Here is a 15,806-nt window from a genome sequence, read left to right as displayed (position 1 = left end):
CATCGGGGAAGTTGCTGGCTCCGCCACGCCTGAGGCAGCAACTTCCCCGATGTTGCCGCCGCTGCGGGCACGCCTGGGCGGGCGGACAGCGCGGCGCGCGTGTCGGGGCGGGCGGACAGCGCGGTGCGGGTCGGGGGTAGGGGACAGCGCGGTGCCCGCCCCGAACTCGGGGCGGGCGCCGACGTCGGGAGGGTCAGGGGGCGGTGTAGGTGACCGTGATCTTCTGGTAGCCGAGGGAGCGGAGCAGGCCCTCCAGCATCTTGCGGGTGTTCTCCTCGGCCCGGGCGGTGAGCCCGCTGTCCCGGGCGGCAGCGGTGATCCGATCCTCGGCCAACTGGTAGACCTGCTGCTGCCGGTTGGGGTTGCCGGCCACCAGGTCGTTGAGCCGGTTGATCAGGCCACGCTGCTCGGCGAAGACGTAGCTCTTCTCCAGGTCGAGGTTGGTCTCCCCGAGCTGCGGCGCGGGCAGCTTGATCTCCACGGACTTCTTGTCGGCGGACTCCACGATCGCCCCCTCGGCGATCTTCGAGAAGTCGACGTACGCCTCGACCCGGCCCGCCCCGACGAACAGGGTCCGCTCGTTGAGCAGGAAGTCCGGCACGTTCCTCCGGTCGTTCTGCAGGTCGACCACGACCTGGAAGTCGCCCTCGGCGGCGACGTACCGGCTGAGATCCCGGATCGACTTGAGCAGCGGCGGCTGGCTGCGGTCGGTCTGCTCCTTGGCGAACGGGTTGCGGAACTCCGGCAGGATCCCGGTGGCCTGCACGCCGAGCAGCACCACCACGGCCAGCGCGGCCGCGCCGAGCACCCAGAGCAGGCCACGGACCGGGCCACCCGCCGACGGCGGGACGCCCGGCGCGGGATCGGGTGTGACATCCGACCGGGCCCGGAGATCGTCACTGGTCGGGTAGCCGGGGAACTCCCTGGTGGGCTCGTTGATGTCACCGTCGCGGGCCATCGCCCTCACCGTCCTCGTCAGACACAGCGCCTGAGAACGACGGTAAGGCCCCGGTACGACACCCGCCCGCCGAGCGGCGGCGCAATCGGAAACCGCAGGTCAGGCGAACGCGGAGAGCCCGGTCAGGCGCTGCCCAATGACCAGTTGGTGGATCTCCGAGGTGCCCTCGTAGGTCAGCACGCTCTCCAGGTTGTTGGCGTGCCGCATGACCGGGTACTCGCCGGAGATCCCGTTGGCGCCGAGGATGGTCCGGCACTGCCGGGCGATCGCCAGCGCCTCCCGCACGTTGTTCAGCTTGCCGACGCTGACCTGCTCGGGGCGGAGCTTCCCGGCGTCGGCGAGCCGGCCCAGGTGCAGCGCCAGCAGCAGGCCCTTGTTCCACTCGACGGCCATGTCGGCGAGCTTGGCCTGGGTGAGCTGGAAACCGGCCAGCGGCCGGCCGAACTGGGTCCGGGTGGTCGCGTACGACAGGGCGGTTTCCAGGCAGTCGCGGGCCGCGCCGAGCGCCCCCCAGACGATGCCGTGCCGGGCCTCGGTGAGGCAGCTCAGCGGCGCCTTCAGCCCGATCGCCTCGGGCAGCCGGGCGTCCGCCGGGAGCCGGACGTCGTCGAGGACGACCTCCCCGGTCAGCGAAGCGCGCAGCGACATCTTGTGCCGGATCTCGCGCGCCGTCACCCCGGGCGTGTCCATCGGTACGGCGAAGCCGCGCACCCCGTCGTCGGTGCGCGCCCAGATCACCCCGACGTCGGCGATCGGCGCGTTGGTGATCCACATCTTGGTGCCGTTGAGGATCCAGTCGTCGCCGTCCCGGCGGGCCCGGGTGGCCATCGAGGCCGGGTCGGAGCCGTGGTCCGGCTCGGTCAGCCCGAAGCAGCCGATCGCCTCGCCGGCCGCCATGGCCGGCAGCCAGCGCTGCTTCTGCTCCTCGCTGCCGTAGCGCCAGATCGCGTACATGGCCAGCGAACCCTGCACCGAGACCAGCGAGCGGACCCCGGAGTCGCCGGCCTCCAGCTCCAGGCAGGCCAGCCCGTACGCGACGGCCGACGCGCCGGCGCAGCCGTACCCGGTCAGGTGCATGCCGAGCAGGCCGAGCTTGCCGAACTCCCGGGCCAGCTCACGCGCCGGCACCTGGCCGTCCTCGTACCAGCCGGCGGCGTGCGGGCGTACCCGGTCGTCCACGAGCTGGCGCACGACGGCGCGGATCTGCCGCTCCTCCTCGCTCAGCGAGGCGTCGACGTCGAGCAGGTCCAGCACGGTCATGCCGGCCTGACCTGCCCGGAACTGAGCTTGATGATTCGCTCGCTCGCGCTCGCTCATGGCCGCCACCTTAACGAAGACTCAGGAAACCGTCACTCGGGCTGACCGCTGAGCACCAGCACCCGGGCGTGGATCTGGTTGCGCTGCTGGAGCGCCGCGCGCAGCGCCCGGTGCAGGCCGTCCTCCAGGTAGAGGCCGCCGTTCCACTGCACCACATGCGGGAAGAGGTCGCCGTAGAAGGTGGAGTCCTCGGCGAGGAGCTTGTCCAGCGCCAACTCCCGCTTGGTGGTGATGAGCTGGTCCAGCCGCAGCGGGCGCGGCGGGATCTCCGCCCACTGTTTGAGCGTGAGGTTGTGCTCCGGGTAGGGACGCCCGTCCCGGACCGCTCTGAAGATCACGGCACGCTCCCCTCCCCCAAGGCCGGATCCACCCCGACGCCCCGCCGATCGCGGCGGGCGCTCCGGGGCAGCTGATGACGTCCGTGCCAGCCTAGCGGCACCCGCCACACCGCGTTTTACTCCCTCATGTCGGTTTCTCCCCGGCCGACACCCCGCGTCGGGCCGGGGAACCGGCTCAACTCCAGCGGCCGCGCCGGACCACCTCGTCCACCGGCCGCCGTCCCCGGCGCAGCGACGGTGACCGGTGGTCGGGCGCCTGGTAACCGATCGTGACCGCGCCGATCGGCTGGTAGTCGTCCGGCACCTTGAACGCCTCCCGGTACGCCCCGATCCGCTGCGGCGGGATGCCGAAGAAGCACCCGCCCAGGCCCTCGTCCACGGCGGTCAGCAGCATCAGCAACGCGGCGAAGCCGGTGTCCACGTACCAGTAGGGCACCGGCCAGCGGTCCTCGGCGCGATCCGCCCACCCCTTGTCCGGCTCGGCGTAGCGATCCAGGTAGGCGGAACGGTTGGCGTGCGGCACCACGATCAGCGGGGCCCGACGCATCCCGGCCAGCCAGCGTTCCCGGCCGCCACCGCCCGGGGTGGCCGCCGCCCAGAACCGCTCCCGGTCCGCCGGCTCCTCCAGCACCAGGAAGCCCCAGCCCTGGGCGAAGCCCGCCGAGGGCGCCCGGATCGCGTGCGCCAGCAGCCGGTCCACCACCTCCGGCGGGACCGGCCGGTCCGGGTCGTAGTTGCGGACCATCCGGCGGCGCCGGACGACGTCGGCGAACTCCATGCTCAGGCCTCGGGCCGGACGCCCCAGGCACCCCGCCAGATCTGGCCGGGAGCCAGCACGATCAGGTCCCGCCCGGAGCGGAACGCGTCCGGCGGGCAGGTCATCGGCTCGATGGCGACCGAGCGGCGGCGCCGCTCCCCGCTGAGCGTGTCGCCGGTGAAGACCTGCCACCAGCCGAACTCGCGGTCCGCCCAGACGTGCAGCCGGGCCGAGCCGTCCGGCGTGGCGAGGGTCACCGCCGAGCCGCCGTCGGCGTCCCGCTCGACGTCGCCGAAGGCCACGTCGAGCACCGCGTCGCCGATCGGGCGGGGCGCGGTGAAGTCGTACTCACTGCCGGCCACCCCGGTCGCCCCGATCGGGAGCAGTCGGCCGTCCACCAGCACCCGGATCCGCCCCGGCACCCGCAGCGACGACTCCGCCACGCCGGTCTTCGGCAGCCGCAGGTAGGGGTGCACCGAGAAGCCGAACGGCGCCGGCTCGCCGGCCAGGTTCATCACCTCGTGCTCGGCCCGCAGCCCGCCCGCCCCGACCCGCCACCGGGTACGCAGTCGCAGCGGCCACGGGTAGCCGGGCCTCGCCGGCAGTTCGTACCCGATCGTGACGCTGTCCGCCGCCTGCTCGATCAGGTGCCAGGACGCCCAGTTGACCAGCCCGTGGAGGGCGTTGTTGCGGGACGGCTCACTCAGGTCGAGCTGCAGCGACCGGTCGGCGAAGGTGTACGCGCCGTCCCGGATCCGGTTCGGCCACGGGGCCAGCACCTGGCCGGCACCGCCGGGGCAGAGCTCGTCCGCCCCGTACCCGTCGAGGTAGTCCGCCCCGTCGTGCCGGTACGCGCGCAGCCCGCCACCCACCTCGACGACGACCGCCTCGTGGCCGTCGGCGGCGATGGTCCACTGTGCCCCCGAGGGCGACCGGTTCACGGCGTTCTCCATGCCGGCGACCTTAGCCCGTCGGCCCCAACCCGCGCCGGACTCAGCCCGCCAGCCGGCACGGGAGGCGGCTCACTTCCGCTCGGCCTCCGCCCTGCTGGCGGCCTGGTAGCGGAGCAGGGCCGGGAAGGCCACCACCAGCAGCACGGCGAGGACGGCCGAGACGAGGCCGCCGCCCACCCAGGCGACGCCGGCGCCGAAGCCGGCGGCCATCGTGCCGGCCCGCAGGTCGCCCAGGCGTGGACCACCGGCGACCACCACGGTGTTCACGCCCTGGAGCCGGCCGCGCATCCGGTCCGGCGCGTAGATCAGCAGCATCGACTGCCGCAGCACCGAGCTGACCAGGTCGGCGGCCCCGGCCAGGCCGAGCAGCAGCACCACCAGCCAGAGCTGGCGGGCCAGCCCGGCCAGGGCGATCGCGATGCCCCAGCCCACCACGGCCAGCACCAGCGCCAGCCCCTGCCGCCGCAGCCGGCCGATCCAGCCGGAGGTCAGCCCGCCCACCATCGCGCCGATGGCGATGGCGCTGTAGAGCCAGCCGACGGCTCCGGCACCGCCGAGCCGCTCCTGCGCCACCTCGGGGAAGAGCGCCCGCGGCATGGCCAGGACCATCGCGATCAGGTCGATGGCGAACGACAGCAGCAGCACCGGCGTGGTGGCCAGGTAGCGGAACCCGTCCACGATGCTGGCCAGTCCCGCCTTCCGCGGCGTGCCGTCACCGTCCGGGTCGGGCTCGGGCGGCATCGCCGGCAGGCGCAGGGTGGCCCAGAGCGAGACGGTGAACAGCAGCGCGTCCACCGCGTACGCGATCGGCAGCCCGACGTCGATCCGCCAGGTGGCGAAGATCAGGCCGGCGGTGAGCGGCCCGAAGACCGAGGTCGCGGTGAACGTGGTGAAGTTCAGCGTGCTGGCCGCCGGCACCAGCTCGGCCGGCACCAGCCGCGGCAGGATCGCGCTGCGGGCCGGTGAGGTGATCGCGAAGGCGATCGACTGCACCGCGACCAGGGCGAGCAGCAGCGTCGGGCTGCCCACCCGGAACACCGACTGGAGCAGCAGGCCCAGGGTCGACGCCCAGAGCAGCCCGCCGGCGGCGAGCAGCACCTGGCGCCGGTCCCGGGCGTCGGCGACCGCTCCTCCCCACAGCCCGAAGACCAGCAGCGGCAGGAACCCGGCCACGCCGAGCAGCCCGACCCAGAACGAGCCACCGGTCAGGGCGAACATCTCGACCGGTACGGCGACCGCGGTGAACTGGAAGCCGAACATCGCCACGCCGTTGCCGAGCCAGACCCGCCGGTACGCGGGCACGCTCAGCGGACGCAGGTCGATCGCCCAGCGGCGCGATCCGCGCGGCCGGGCCTCCTTCACTCCGGTCACGGCGCCAGCCGCTCGGTGATCCAGTCGCCGCCCTCGGTGCGGCGGAACCGCAGCCGGTCGTGCAGCCGGCTGACCCGGCCGTGCCAGAACTCCACCGTCTCCGGCCGGACCCGCAGCCCGCCCCAGTGCGGCGGGGCGGGGATCGGGTCCACGTCGGCGAACCGCTCCGCCGCCGCCCGGTACGCCGCGTCCAGCGCGGCCCGCTCGGGGACGACCTGGGACTGGCTGCTGGCCCAGGCGCCGAGCTGGGAGCCGCGCGGCCGGCTGGCGAAGTAGGCCTCGGTCTCGGCCCGGTCCACCCGCGCCACCCGCCCGGTGACCACCACCTGGCGTTGCATCGGGAACCAGGGGAAGACCAGGCTGGCCCATGGGTTGGCGGCCGCCTCGGCGGCCTTGCGCGACCCGTAGTTGGTGTAGAAGACGAAGCCGTCCGGGTCGTACCCCTTGAGCAGGACGGTGCGGGCGCTCGGGCGGCCCTCGGCGTCGGCGGTGGCGACCACCATCGCGTTCGGTTCGGGCAGCGGGTACGCCACCGCGTCGGCGAACCACCGGCCGAACTGGGTGTGCCAGTCCGGGGCCAGGTCCGATTCGGAAAGGCCCAGGTCGGCGGCGTACTCGTTACGCATGCCCGCCGGGGCCGGTGTGTCGCCCGTCACTCCGTCTCCCCCTCGTCGGGGCGACCGCGTCCCCCGACGCTGGCCAGACCCCACCGCCCAGTCTGGCCCAGACCGTGGGCTTGTCCACCCGCGGGGATGAGGCGTGCAGCACAGTCGCCGCGGGTCGCGCACTTGGTTACCGAGCAGGCAAGATGGCACGAACACATCCCTGAGGGTCGCCTAAGGAGCGGGGCCGGATCAGCCCGCGCGGGCGCACCGAGCCGGAAGCCAGGAGACGACATGTCCGACTTCAAACCGGGCCTGGAAGGCGTCGTAGCCTTCGAGACCGAGATCGCCGAACCGGACCGCGAGGGTGGCTCGCTGCGCTATCGCGGCGTGGACATCGAGGATCTGATCGGCCAGGTCTCCTTCGGCAACGTCTGGGCGCTGCTGGTCGACGGGCGCTTCGGCCCGGGCCTGCCGCCGGCCGAGCCGTTCCCGGTGCCGGTGCACTCCGGCGACATCCGCGTCGACGTGCAGTCCGCGGTCGCCATGCTCGCCCCGTACTGGGGCCTCGACCAGCTGCTCGACATCTCCGACGAGCAGGCCCGCGAGGATTTGGCCCGGGTGTCGGTCACCGCGCTCTCCTTCGTCGCCCAGTCCGCCCGCGGCCTCGGCCTGCCCGCCGTGCCGCAGAAGGAGATCGACAAGGCGGAGACGATCGTCGAGCGCTTCATGAAGCGCTGGCGGGGTGAGCCCGACCCGCGGCACGTCAAGGCCGTCGACGCCTACTTCATCTCGGCCGCCGAGCACGGCCTGAACGCCTCCACCTTCACCGCCCGGATCGTCGCCTCCACCGGTGCCGACGCCGCCGCCTGCATCTCCTCCGGCATCGGCGCGCTCTCCGGTCCGCTGCACGGCGGCGCGCCGTCGCGGGTGCTCAGCATGCTGGAGTCGGTCGAGCGCAGCGGCGACGCCGAGGGGTACGTCAAGGGCGTCCTCGACCGGGGCGAGCGGCTGATGGGCTTCGGCCACCGGGTCTACCGGGCCGAGGACCCGCGCGCCCGGGTGCTCCGGCGCACCGCCAAGGAGCTGGGCGCACCCCGCTTCGAGATCGCCGAGGCGCTGGAGAAGGCCGCGCTGGCCGAGCTGCAGGCCCGCCGCCCGGACCGGGTGCTCGCCACCAACGTCGAGTTCTGGTCGGCCGTGGTGCTGGACTTCGCCGAGGTGCCGGCGCACATGTTCACCTCGATGTTCACCTGTGCCCGGATGGGCGGTTGGTCCGCGCACATCCTGGAGCAGAAGAAGCTCCAGCGGCTGGTCCGCCCCTCGGCCCGGTACGTCGGCCACGGCCCGCGCAAGCCGCAGGAGGTCGAGGGCTGGGACGCCATCCCGCACGGCGTCTGATCCCGCGTACCCCCTCGAAGGGCCTCGTCCGGCGCGGACGGGGCCCTTCGCGCATCGCTGTGGCGCATCCCTCACCGCGGGGTGTGGGACCAGCCGCCGGGCGGGCCGGCCCGGGTGGGAGGATGAAGGCCGGCAGTGCCGCCGGACCGGGCTCGGATCCCGGCTCCCCCGCGCGCCCACGCGCGGCCGACGTCGGTCCGCGCCCGCTGAAGGGCCTCTCCTCGCAGCCCACGCGGAAGGATCGAGACAACCGTGGCTGACGCACCGACCATCCGGATTCCCGACGACATCAAGCCAGCCGACGGGCGGTTCGGCTGCGGGCCGTCCAAGGTCCGTCCGGCGGCGGTCTCCGCCCTCGCCGACGTCGCCACCAGCTACCTGGGCACCTCCCACCGGCAGAAGACCGTGCGGGACCAGGTGGCCCGGCTGCGCCAGGGCATCGCCGAGTTCTTCTCCCTGCCCGAGGGCTACGAGGTGGTCATCGGCAACGGCGGCACCACCGCCTTCTGGGAGGTCGCCACCTTCGGCCTGGTCCGCGGCCGGGCCCAGTTCGCCAGCTTCGGCGAGTTCGGGGCCAAGTTCGCCAAGTCGGTCAAGGACGCCCCGTTCCTGGGCGAGCCGACGATCCGCAAGTCCGAGCCGGGCAGCGCGCCGACCCTGGTCGCCGAGGCCGGCGTGGACGTCTACGCCACCCCGCACAACGAGACCTCGACCGGCGTGGCCGTGCCGATCAGCCGGGTGCCGGGCGTCGACGAGGGCGCGCTGCTGCTGGTCGACGCCACCTCCGGCGCCGGCGGCCTGGAGGTCAACGTCGGCGAGACCGATGTCTACTACTTCGCCCCGCAGAAGTGCTTCGGCTCCGACGGCGGCCTCTGGCTGGCCCTGATGTCGCCGGCCGCGCTCGCCCGGGCCACCGAGATCAAGGAGTCGGGTCGCTACATCCCGGCCTTCCTCGACCTGGTCACCGCGATCGACAACTCGCGGCTGGAGCAGACGTACAACACCCCGGCGCTGGCCACCATCTTCCTGGCCGCCGAGCAGACCGACTGGATGAACGCCCAGGGCGGCCTGGCCTGGGCGGCCAAGCGCACCGCCGAGAGCGCCGGCATCGTGTACGGCTGGGCCGAGCGGTCCGAGTTCGCCACGCCGTTCGTGGCCGACCCGGCGCTACGTTCCAACGTGGTCGCCACGATCGACTTCGCCGACGGGGTGGACGCCTCGGCGATCGCGAAGGTGCTGCGCGCCAACGGCATCGTCGACACCGAGCCGTACCGGAAGCTGGGCCGCAACCAGCTCCGGATCGCGCTGTTCCCGGCCGTCGAGCCGGCCGACGTGGAGGCGCTCACCGCGTGCGTCGACCACGTGGTCGAGCGACTCTGATCACCTCGTGACGCTGGGTGGCCGTCGACGCCCCGACGGCCACCCACCGTGATCATCGCCGCAGGTCAGTCGCGACATGCCGGGGTGTCGCATCCCCCACCTTCGGGTAGATGCGCGTACGGTGGTGCGAGACGCCCGGGTGGCCGGCTCGTGGCGTGACGGCCAGCGAAGCGGGACGGAGGCAAGCCCATGCGCCCAGTACGCTTCGTCGCCCTCTCCGAGGACGGCCAGGCTCTGGTGCTCGCCGACGAGGTCGGGCGCCTGCTCGCCCTGCCGATCGACGAGCGCGTCGCCTCGGTGCTGCACGCCGATCCCGGCGCGGCGCCCCTCGCGGTCGTGGCGACCGCCGCCGACCCGACGCCGTCGCTCTCGCCGCGGGACATCCAGGCCCGGATCCGCTCCGGCGAGTCCGCCGAGGACGTCGCCCGGATCGCCGGCGTCCCGGTCGACCGCGTCCTGCGCTACGCCGGCCCGGTGCTCCAGGAGCGGGCCATGCTCGCCCAGCACGCCCGGCGGACCAGGCTCAAGGGCGCGGAGAAGCCGACCCCGCTGGCCGAGGTGGTCAACGGCCGGCTGGGCCAGCACGGGATCGACACCGAGAAGATCTCCTGGGACGCGTACCGGCGGGACGACGGCACCTGGCGGATCATTGCCACCTGGCCGTCGGGCAAGGCCACCGCGCAGGCGGTCTGGGATCTCGACAAGACCCGGCAGCACGTCACCCCGCACGACGACATGGCGCAATACCTCTGCGCCGAGCGGCCCACGCCGATCCTCGGCCAGGAGCCGGCACCGGAGCGGGGCGGCCACGCGCTGCCCGGCCCGTCACGCGGCGAGCCGAGCCGGGGCGGGCACGGCCTGCCGGCGCCCGCCGAGCACGCCCGTCCGGGGCGGGACCCGATCCGCGCCGGCCGGGACGCCCTGCTCGCCTCGCTGGACCGGCCGCTCGGCGGTGCGTCCGGGCGGGGTCTCGACACCCGGTCCCCGGCCGCCCTGGCCGGGCCGGAGGCACCCCGCCAGCGGCCGGTCTCCGGTGGCGCCGCGGCGCTGCTCGGGGGCGGCCCGGGTTCGGCCTTCGACGACGACTCGGACGCGCCGAAGGAGGTCCCGGCCGTACCGTCGCTGGCCGTGCTCCGGCCGCGGCGCACCGGCCCGGCAGCGGCGGCCGGCGGAGGCGAGTCGGCGGAGGCCGGCGGCAAGCCGCGCAAGCGGCTGCCGAGCTGGGACGACGTCCTCTTCGGCAGCGGCCCGGCGGCCCGCGAGTCATCCTGATCCACCCGGTCCACCCTGGCGAGAGGCACTCGAAGTGCCCGCGTGCCAGGGTGGACCCATGGAGTACACGAACCTGGGACGCACCGGTCTCTCGGTAAGCCGGCTCTGCCTCGGCACCATGAACTTCGGTCCGCAGACCGACGAGCCGGACAGCTTCGCCATCATGGACCGGGCTCTGGAACACGGAATCAACTTCTTCGACACCGCGAACGTCTACGGCTGGAAGCTCGGCGAGGGCGTCACCGAGCAGATCATCGGCCGCTGGTTCGCCCAGGGCGGCGGGCGCCGCGACAAGGTCGTCCTGGCCACCAAGGTGTACGGAAAGATGGGCGACTGGCCCAACGAGCAGGGCCTCAGCGCCCGGCACATCATCCGGGCCTGTGAGGAGTCGCTGCGCCGGCTGCAGACCGACACCATCGACCTGTACCAGATGCACCACATCTCCCGGACCACGCCGTGGGAGGAGATCTGGCAGGCCATGGAGACCCTGGTCGCCCAGGGCAAGGTGATCTATGTCGGGTCGTCCAACTTCGCCGGATGGCACATCGCCCGGGCGCAGGCGGCGGCGGGCCGGCGCAACTTCCTCGGCCTCGTCTCCGAGCAGTGCATCTACAACCTGCTCACCCGCCACGTCGAGCTGGAGGTGATCCCGGCCGCGCAGGAGTACGGGCTGGGCATCATCCCCTGGTCGCCACTGCACGGCGGGCTGCTCTCCGGGGTCATCCGGAAGATGGCCGAGGGCGGGGCGGCGCGCGGCACCACCGGCCGGTCGGCCGACGCGCTCGCCGCGCACCGGTCCACCATCGAGGCGTACGAGAAGCTCTGTGCCGACCTCGGCCACGACCCGGCCGACGTGGCGCTGGCCTGGCTGCTCTCCCGGCCCGGGGTGACCGCCCCGATCGTCGGTCCGCGCACGCTGGACCAGCTCGACCGGACCCTCGGCGCGTTGGACGTGGACCTCGACGAGGCCACCCTGCAGCGGTTGGACGAGCTCTTCCCGCCGCTCGGCAACGGCGGCCCCGGCCCGGAAGCCTGGGCCTGGTGACCCGTCCCGGGCCGGCCGGACGCGTTCCGGCCGGCCCGGGTGCGTGCCCAGTCAGATCGGCCAGGCGGCCAGGCGGTCGTAGGTGGGGCGGGGACCGGGATGGCTGCGGACCAGCACCAGCTCCTCCGCCGGCCATTCCGGGCCGAGGTAGTCGTGCAGGGCCTCCCGGTCGGCCAGGATGTCGGCGCGGTCGATCCGGTCCCCGGGCCGGGCGATCGTCAGGTGGGCCCGGAACGGTTTCTCGTCGTGCGGCAGCTCGGCGCGGCGCAGCCCGAACCGGATCAGCCGGGCCAGCACGGCCAGCCCCTCGACGTCGCCCCGGACGTCCACCCAGAGCACGGTGAACCGACCGCGCCCGAAGCTGCCCCCACCGCCCAGGCGAAGCCGGGGTGAGTTGTCCCGGCCGTCCCGGAACGTCTCGGTGGCCAGCCCGAGCGCGCTCTCCACGTCGACCAGCCGGTCGTCCGGCGCGTCGCCGAGGAAGGCCAGGGTGAGGTGGGCGTTGGCCGGGTCGGCCAGTCGGACGTTGGTGCCGGCGGCGGTGGCGGCACCGACCCGCAGCCGGGCCACCTGGGCGGTGAGGTCGTCGATCGCCGTCCGGGGCGGGTAGACCGCGACGAAGAGCCGCACCGGCGTCAGCGGTGCCGCTGATGGTGCCCGGGGCGGGCCGCGGGCAGGGTGAGCCCGGCCGCGTGCACCAGCCCTTCCACCCGGACCCGTTCGATCTCCCGGTCGACGCCCTCCAGGTCGGCCAGATGCTCGGTGATGTCGAGTGCCCGGCAGGCGGCGCGCAGCCGCTCGTCGTACGCGTCGATGACCGCGCCGTGCCACACCACGGAGCGGTCGGCGGCGGCGAGCCGGTGGCCGCCGAGCCGGCGCAGGTCGACGGCGAGCTGTTCCAGCGGGCGGCGGTCCCCCCGGTCGAACTCGGTGAGGTCGATGTCGCGGGTGAGCGAGTCCGCCTCGATGGCCCGGTCCAGCCGGGCGATGGTCCGGCGTTCGCGGCGCTGCTCCCGCCACTCGGCCCAGCCGCAGGCCACCCGGTCGATGATCTCGTCGGCGCAGAAGAGCAGCGCGAAGGCGGCGGGCAGGCAGCAGACGGCGAGGATCGCCAGCATCAACAGCAGTCCCCGCCCCACTCCCACATATCGACGCTAAGCCGCCTCGTGGCGGCCCGCTACCCGTTTGGCGAGATCGGGTCGGAATGCGTAAACGGAAGGACCGGTCCCCGGGGCGGAAACCGGTCCTTCCGGTGGTCACCGGGTCACTCGGTGCCGGGCGAGACCACGTAGAAGCGGGGCATCGGCAGCACCCGCAGCCGCAGCCGGGCGCCGGAGCGGCGCAGTTGCCAGGTGAGCGCGAGGAGCGCGGCGGCCAGCGAGATCAACCCGCCGATCCAGATGCTCGCCCCGGCGCCGAAGGTCTCGGCCACCCAGCCGATGATCGGCGCGCCGACCGGGTTGGTGCCGAGAAAGACCAGCACCCACAGCGCCATCACCCGGCCCCGGAAGGCGGCGTCGACGCTGAGCTGGACCCGCTGGTTCGCGGCCTGAGCGAAGAAGACCATGAAGAACCCGGTCGGCAGCAGCAGCGCCACGACCAGCCAGTACGCCCCCGCGAGCCCGACCAGGGTGCCGAAGGTGGCGCAGCCGACCGCCGCGCCGAGCACCAGCCAGACCGAGGGGCGGCTGCGCCGCCCGGTGCCGGCCAGCGCGCCGGTCAGCGCACCGACCGCGAGCGCGGTGCTGAACAGGCCGAACGAGGCGGCGCCGGTGTTGAACACGGTCTTGGCCAGCGCGGCGAGGGTGAGCTGGAAGTTGAACAGGCTCATCCCGATCACCGACATCAGCGCCATCGGCAGCAGGATGTCGGGCCGGCGCGCGACGTACCGCAGGCCGTCCACCACCCGGGCCTGGTCGCGCTGGCCGGCCGGCAGCAGGTCCTTGCGGTGCAGCTCGGAGGTACGCATCCGGACCACGTTGACCAGCGGGGCGATCGAGCTGAGCGCGCTGAAGAGGAACACCGGTCCGACGTCGAAGGCGGCGATGGCCAGGCCGGCCACTGCCGGGCCGATGATCCGGGCCGAGTTGAAGGTGGCCGCGTTGAGCGAGAGCGCGTTCGGCAGCAGCGGTACGCCGACCAGTTCGGAGACGAACGCCTGCCGGACCGGGGTTTCCACCGCGTTGGCGACGCCGAGCAGGGCGGCGAACGCGAAGACGTGCCACAACTGCACCAGGCCGGTGATCACCAGCAGGCTCATCACCAGCGCCAGCGCGGTCCAGAAGGCGTTGGCGATGAAGAGCAGCAGCCGCTTGTCGTAGCGGTCGGCGAGGCGGCCGGAGAGCAGGGTCAGCAGCAGGACGGGGGTGAACTGCAACGCGGTGACCACGCCGAGCGCGGTGGCCGAGTTGTCGCTGAGCTCGAGGACGAGCCAGTCCTGGGCAATGAACATCATCCAGACGCCGATCAACTTGATCAGCTGTCCGGTGGCGAAGAGTCGGTAGTTGCGGACTCGTAGGGACTGGAACATCGTGCTCAGCCTGGCCTGCACGCTAAGTGCGCCTCCTCGCGTCGGGTACGCCTCATCCACGGCGGACGGGGCGGACCGCACGACGCGGTCGGCTCAGGCGCGAGCGATCTCCTGGAGGATGTCGGCGGCCCGCCGCAGCGTGTCGCGTTCCTCCTCGGTGAGTTCGGCCAGCCGGTCGGCCAGCCACTCGTTGCGGGCCCGCTCGAACTGCTCGAGCACGGCCCGTCCCCCCTCGGTCGCCGCGAGGATGACCTGCCGGCCGTCGGTCGGGTGGGGGGTGCGCTGCACGAGGCCGCGCTCCTCCAGCTTCGCGACGATCTTGGTCATCGTCGGCGGCTGCACCCGCTCGACGTCGGACAACTCCCGGGGCGTCAGGGCACCCGCCAGGTTGAGGCTGGTGAGCGCCGAGAGCTGGCTGCCCGTCAGGTCGCCGACCGGGCGGGCCTGCCGGACCCGCCGGTTGAGTCGGGTGATCGCATCACGCAGCTGAGGGGCCAGCTGCGCCGGTGGCACGCGTTTCGCCGTCACCGTCCGCTCCGTCACACTAGTTAGCTTAACTAATGAGCCTGGCTAACGACATGCGATATGACCAGGCTCACCAGAAGATCGACTTCCCCGCGTCACAACACCACGGACCCGATCGGCCCACGCGGGAAGTACAGGATGAACAACAACGCCGAGGCGTACAACAGGGGGTGGATGTCCGCGGCCTCGCGTACGCTGTGCCGGTGCCTCAGGAGCAACCGCCGCGGCCCGAACCGCTCGACCCGCCGATGGTGCCGTTCGCCGTCGCCGGGCTGATCGTCTGGGCGGTGGTCGGGCTGGTGCTGCTGATCTTCTTCCGCGGTTGGCTCACCGAGCACGGGCACCAGAACTGGCTCTGGACCTGCCTGGCCGGCTTCCTGTGGGGCTTTCCCGGTCTCGCCGTGATGATGCGGCACGACGCCAACCGGCGCCGCCGCCGAGAGGCCGCCGCCCGCGGGGACTGACCCGGGCGGCGGGCAGGACAGCCGTCAGGGGTGCCCGTACGGCTCCGCCGGCTCGGCCGCCTCCACCGAGCCGGGAGCCCGGCTGACCGACACCGCCTCGACCGCGCTGTCGTCGTAGACCGTGGGCAGCTCGTCGACCGGCGTCTCGGCCGTCTCGGCCAGCGTCTCCGAGTGCGCCCCGCAGCCGTGGTCGGCGCTCACCACCCGGCCGTCGTCCGGCGCGTAGAAGTTGCCGCAGGCGCCGAAGGACTGCCGCAACGCGCCGGCGATGGGGAGGTAGAAGCCGCAGGTGCCGCAGCGGGCGGCGGCCGGCGCGGCCACCGAGATCGCGGCGTTCGGGCCGTGGTCGCCGTCGTACCAGCGCTGGGCGGCGTCCGAGCGGCCCTCCCGGGACAGCACCCGGGGCCGGCCCAGACCCAGCTCCCACGCGGTCTCCTCGACCGCCGGATCGTCGGAGAGCAGGTAGCCCGGGGCGAGGCGCTCGTCGTCCGCCGGGGTGGGCAGCAGGTCGCCCGGGCCCAGGTCGCCCGGCTTGAGCCGCTCCTGCCAGGGCACCCAGCCCGGGGCGAGCAGCGCGTCGGGGCCGGGCAGCAGGACCGTCTCGCAGATCGTGACGTGCCGGCTGCGCGGCACCCGGGTCACCGTGACGGCCCAGCGCCAGCCGCGATATCCGGCCAGCCGGCAGTCAAAGTAGTGGGTGACGAGCCGGTCGCCTTCGGCGACGGCCTGGAGGTGCTCGCCGACGTCGGCGGGGTCCACCTCGGTGATGGCGGCGCGGGCCACCTCGACGGCGGCGGCGCAGACCTGGTCGAGCCGGGGAGCGCGGGCGGAGGCGGGCCTGGTCACCCGCCTATTGTTCCCCATGCCCACGGTCGACTGCCAGGCACTCCCCG

At 73.3% G+C, this 15,806-nt stretch carries 17 protein-coding genes; 5 read left to right on the top strand and 12 right to left on the bottom strand.

Annotated features, from left to right (window positions below; all coding sequences use genetic code 11):
- Positions 1-193: 193 nt before the first annotated feature.
- From ACFYM6_RS03425 to pdxH, 7 genes are all read right to left on the bottom strand, one after another.
- The gene (locus ACFYM6_RS03425; protein ID WP_387271773.1) at positions 194-958 is read right to left on the bottom strand and encodes a DUF4230 domain-containing protein; all 765 of its coding nucleotides are present in this window, start codon (positions 956-958) and stop codon (positions 194-196) included.
- 99 nt (positions 959-1,057) lie between these two features.
- Positions 1,058-2,218 (bottom strand): acyl-CoA dehydrogenase family protein, encoded by a 1,161-nt coding sequence (locus ACFYM6_RS03420; protein WP_387271873.1) that lies wholly within the window; start codon positions 2,216-2,218, stop codon positions 1,058-1,060.
- A gap of 89 nt (positions 2,219-2,307) precedes the next feature.
- Positions 2,308-2,613: a type II toxin-antitoxin system VapB family antitoxin gene (locus ACFYM6_RS03415; protein WP_073839113.1), complete on the bottom strand. Its 306-nt coding sequence runs from the start codon at positions 2,611-2,613 to the stop codon at positions 2,308-2,310.
- A 175-nt stretch (positions 2,614-2,788) separates the two neighbouring features.
- Complete coding sequence (locus ACFYM6_RS03410; RefSeq protein ID WP_073839112.1) at positions 2,789-3,391, bottom strand: nitroreductase family protein; 603 nt, start codon at positions 3,389-3,391, stop codon at positions 2,789-2,791.
- Positions 3,392-3,393: 2 nt separating this feature from the next.
- The gene (locus tag ACFYM6_RS03405) at positions 3,394-4,323 is read right to left on the bottom strand and encodes an aldose 1-epimerase family protein (protein ID WP_387271771.1); all 930 of its coding nucleotides are present in this window, start codon (positions 4,321-4,323) and stop codon (positions 3,394-3,396) included.
- 69 nt (positions 4,324-4,392) lie between these two features.
- The gene (locus tag ACFYM6_RS03400) at positions 4,393-5,694 is read right to left on the bottom strand and encodes an MFS transporter (RefSeq protein WP_387271769.1); all 1,302 of its coding nucleotides are present in this window, start codon (positions 5,692-5,694) and stop codon (positions 4,393-4,395) included.
- A complete protein-coding gene (gene pdxH, locus ACFYM6_RS03395; protein WP_357442308.1) occupies positions 5,691-6,320 on the bottom strand; it encodes a pyridoxamine 5'-phosphate oxidase in 630 nt (209 codons plus the stop codon). Before pdxH ends, ACFYM6_RS03400 begins: the two co-directional genes overlap by 4 nt.
- 270 nt (positions 6,321-6,590) lie before the next feature.
- On the opposite strand from pdxH, the gene ACFYM6_RS03390 reads away from it, so the two are divergent.
- From ACFYM6_RS03390 to ACFYM6_RS03375, 4 genes are all read left to right on the top strand, one after another.
- Positions 6,591-7,697 (top strand): citrate synthase 2, encoded by a 1,107-nt coding sequence (locus ACFYM6_RS03390; RefSeq protein WP_387271767.1) that lies wholly within the window; start codon positions 6,591-6,593, stop codon positions 7,695-7,697.
- A gap of 252 nt (positions 7,698-7,949) precedes the next feature.
- Positions 7,950-9,077 (top strand): phosphoserine transaminase, encoded by a 1,128-nt coding sequence (serC, locus tag ACFYM6_RS03385; RefSeq protein ID WP_387271765.1) that lies wholly within the window; start codon positions 7,950-7,952, stop codon positions 9,075-9,077.
- A gap of 189 nt (positions 9,078-9,266) precedes the next feature.
- Complete coding sequence (sepH, locus tag ACFYM6_RS03380) at positions 9,267-10,349, top strand: septation protein SepH (protein ID WP_387271763.1); 1,083 nt, start codon at positions 9,267-9,269, stop codon at positions 10,347-10,349.
- Positions 10,350-10,407: 58 nt separating this feature from the next.
- Entirely contained in the window at positions 10,408-11,394 is a 987-nt protein-coding gene (locus ACFYM6_RS03375; RefSeq protein ID WP_387271762.1) for an aldo/keto reductase, read from the top strand.
- Between the two features lie 51 nt (positions 11,395-11,445).
- Here the strand turns inward: ACFYM6_RS03375 and thpR are convergent, their stop codons facing one another.
- From thpR to ACFYM6_RS03355, 4 genes are all read right to left on the bottom strand, one after another.
- Positions 11,446-12,024, bottom strand: a complete 579-nt coding sequence (gene thpR, locus ACFYM6_RS03370) for an RNA 2',3'-cyclic phosphodiesterase (protein WP_387271760.1) — start codon at positions 12,022-12,024, stop codon at positions 11,446-11,448.
- A 5-nt stretch (positions 12,025-12,029) separates the two neighbouring features.
- The gene (locus ACFYM6_RS03365; protein ID WP_073839104.1) at positions 12,030-12,539 is read right to left on the bottom strand and encodes a hypothetical protein; all 510 of its coding nucleotides are present in this window, start codon (positions 12,537-12,539) and stop codon (positions 12,030-12,032) included.
- Positions 12,540-12,658: 119 nt separating this feature from the next.
- Complete coding sequence (locus tag ACFYM6_RS03360; protein WP_387271759.1) at positions 12,659-13,945, bottom strand: MFS transporter; 1,287 nt, start codon at positions 13,943-13,945, stop codon at positions 12,659-12,661.
- Positions 13,946-14,017: 72 nt separating this feature from the next.
- The gene (locus ACFYM6_RS03355; protein ID WP_387271757.1) at positions 14,018-14,467 is read right to left on the bottom strand and encodes a MarR family winged helix-turn-helix transcriptional regulator; all 450 of its coding nucleotides are present in this window, start codon (positions 14,465-14,467) and stop codon (positions 14,018-14,020) included.
- A 185-nt stretch (positions 14,468-14,652) separates the two neighbouring features.
- On the opposite strand from ACFYM6_RS03355, the gene ACFYM6_RS03350 reads away from it, so the two are divergent.
- On the top strand, positions 14,653-14,913 hold the full coding sequence (locus ACFYM6_RS03350; RefSeq protein WP_387271755.1) for a DUF2530 domain-containing protein: 261 nt from the start codon (positions 14,653-14,655) through the stop codon (positions 14,911-14,913).
- A 24-nt stretch (positions 14,914-14,937) separates the two neighbouring features.
- Here the strand turns inward: ACFYM6_RS03350 and ACFYM6_RS03345 are convergent, their stop codons facing one another.
- On the bottom strand, positions 14,938-15,777 hold the full coding sequence (locus ACFYM6_RS03345) for a DUF3027 domain-containing protein (protein ID WP_387271753.1): 840 nt from the start codon (positions 15,775-15,777) through the stop codon (positions 14,938-14,940).
- Positions 15,778-15,806: the final 29 nt, after the last annotated feature.

The sequence above is a fragment of the Micromonospora sp. NPDC006431 genome (assembly GCF_042870725.1).
Taxonomy (GTDB): Bacteria; Actinomycetota; Actinomycetes; order Mycobacteriales; family Micromonosporaceae; genus Micromonospora.
Note: the sequence above shows the minus strand (reverse complement) of the source record. Positions and strands in the feature narration are given on the sequence as shown.